This is a genomic window from Tatumella sp. JGM130 (assembly GCF_018257525.1).
Taxonomy (GTDB): Bacteria; Pseudomonadota; Gammaproteobacteria; order Enterobacterales; family Enterobacteriaceae; genus Tatumella; species Tatumella punctata.
This window is the reverse complement of record NZ_JAERJS010000074.1, coordinates 1-1,639: the sequence shown is the minus strand read 5'-3', so window position 1 is coordinate 1,639 and position 1,639 is coordinate 1. Positions and strand designations below refer to the sequence as shown.

Genomic DNA, 1,639 nt, shown 5'->3' with positions numbered 1-1,639 from the left:
GGCTACACGCCGATGCAACATATTCAACGCTTATCTGATTCTACTTATCGCCTCCGTTAAAAATGGGGGGATTACCATTCTATAGCTCATTAACTTTTTTATTGTCCCATAACCAAATCTTACTGCATCAAGCGGTGCAGGTTTTACACCCTTAACTTTTCGCCATTGTGGTAATGATATTCGCAGTGCCTCTGCTATCTCATCATCACTTCCAGCCGCAAGATCGATTTCTAACATAATTGTAGTAGGAAACTGTTCAGGGATTTTTTCGGATATGTATTCGTTCTCAATAGTGGAATCAATCTTATATTGTTCTGAATTTGCTCTTATGAATAAAGCCTTTTTCATACAAGCAAAACTGATATTTGCTATTCGATCTACCGTGGTTATAAAAAAGTATGGCGGTTGATAAAGTTGATTTTCAGCATCCATATAATTCAAGTCTTTCTCTTTGATGAGAAAAGGATTACCTTCTAATATCTGCATATAATTTTTCAATACTGTTTTCTGCATTCCTTCTTCTATTACTGGTTTGAAGAAATATGTCCTCGCCCATATTTCATGGTAAAGCATATTAATTGAAATGTTTTCAAACTCTCGATATCTGTCCAAATCAAACCATGTTTTCACTGCTTTGGTGTCTTCTGATGTCCAACTACTCATTTTTACCCAAGATTTCATTAATGCCACTCCGTTGTAAAAAGTTTTACTTCGTAATAGCACATAAATCGCAAATAAAAAAATAGCGCCTCAATTTTTTATTGAGCACGCCATTTTATTAATTAAAATCAGTTAGTTATCAAAATCAAAAGGTGCAATTCTTCTCTCAGTTGTTTCATCAAGATAATCAGCCCACCACTGCAACATCAACCTACGCTCGTCCAAATGCTCAGCTTTATGAATGTATGCGGCACGAACGGAGTTCCGCTCCTGATGGCTCATCTGCCTCTCAACAGCATCTCTCGACCACTTTCCTGACTCGATCAAAGCACTACAAGCCATCGCTCTAAAACCATGCCCACATACCTCAACAGTTGTGTCATAACCCATCGACCTTAGTGCCTTGTTGACTGTGTTTTCGCTCATAGGTTTTCTGAAATCATGATCGCCAATGAATACAAGGTCGCATTCACCGCTGATTTCTCTGATGGCTTTTAAAAGTTCTAAGGCCTGACGACTTAACGGCACGAGGTGTGGGGTCTTCATTTTTGAGCCTCGATGAGAATGTTTGACCCCTGGCAATGGCTCGCGTTCTCCAGGGATAGTCCACATCGCATTTTCAAAGTCGATCTCCGACCATCTTGCGAATCGGAGTTCACTGGAACGGATAAATATGAGCAATGTCAGCTTCACAGCTAATTTAGTAAGTTTCCTACCTTTAAAGCTTTCAATGCGCTCTAAAAGCTCTGAGAACCTATCAAATGGTAAGGCTGGTCTGTGGGTTCGTTTCGCAACTGTAATTGCCCCAGACATATCTTGTGCTGGATTGTAGTCAATTAAGCCATTCTGGACGGCATATCGCATGATTGCTGTGGTTCGTTGTTGCAGACGAGCAGCTACTTCTAAATAGCTGCGCCTAATACCGCTACACTTTTGCCAGACCCTGTTTTCTGCCGGGAAACGGGCTGACGGTTTCCAT

The 1,639-nt window shown here is 40.6% G+C and carries 1 protein-coding gene and 1 pseudogene; both read right to left on the bottom strand.

What is annotated here, in order from left to right:
- Positions 1 to 72: 72 nt before the first annotated feature.
- Positions 73 to 681: pseudogene (locus JK211_RS16685) on the bottom strand (DUF6387 family protein); the annotation flags it as partial.
- A gap of 111 nt (positions 682 to 792) precedes the next feature.
- Positions 793 to 1,639: site-specific integrase (locus JK211_RS16680; RefSeq protein WP_249213836.1), on the bottom strand; the 847-nt coding region annotated here is incomplete at its 5' end.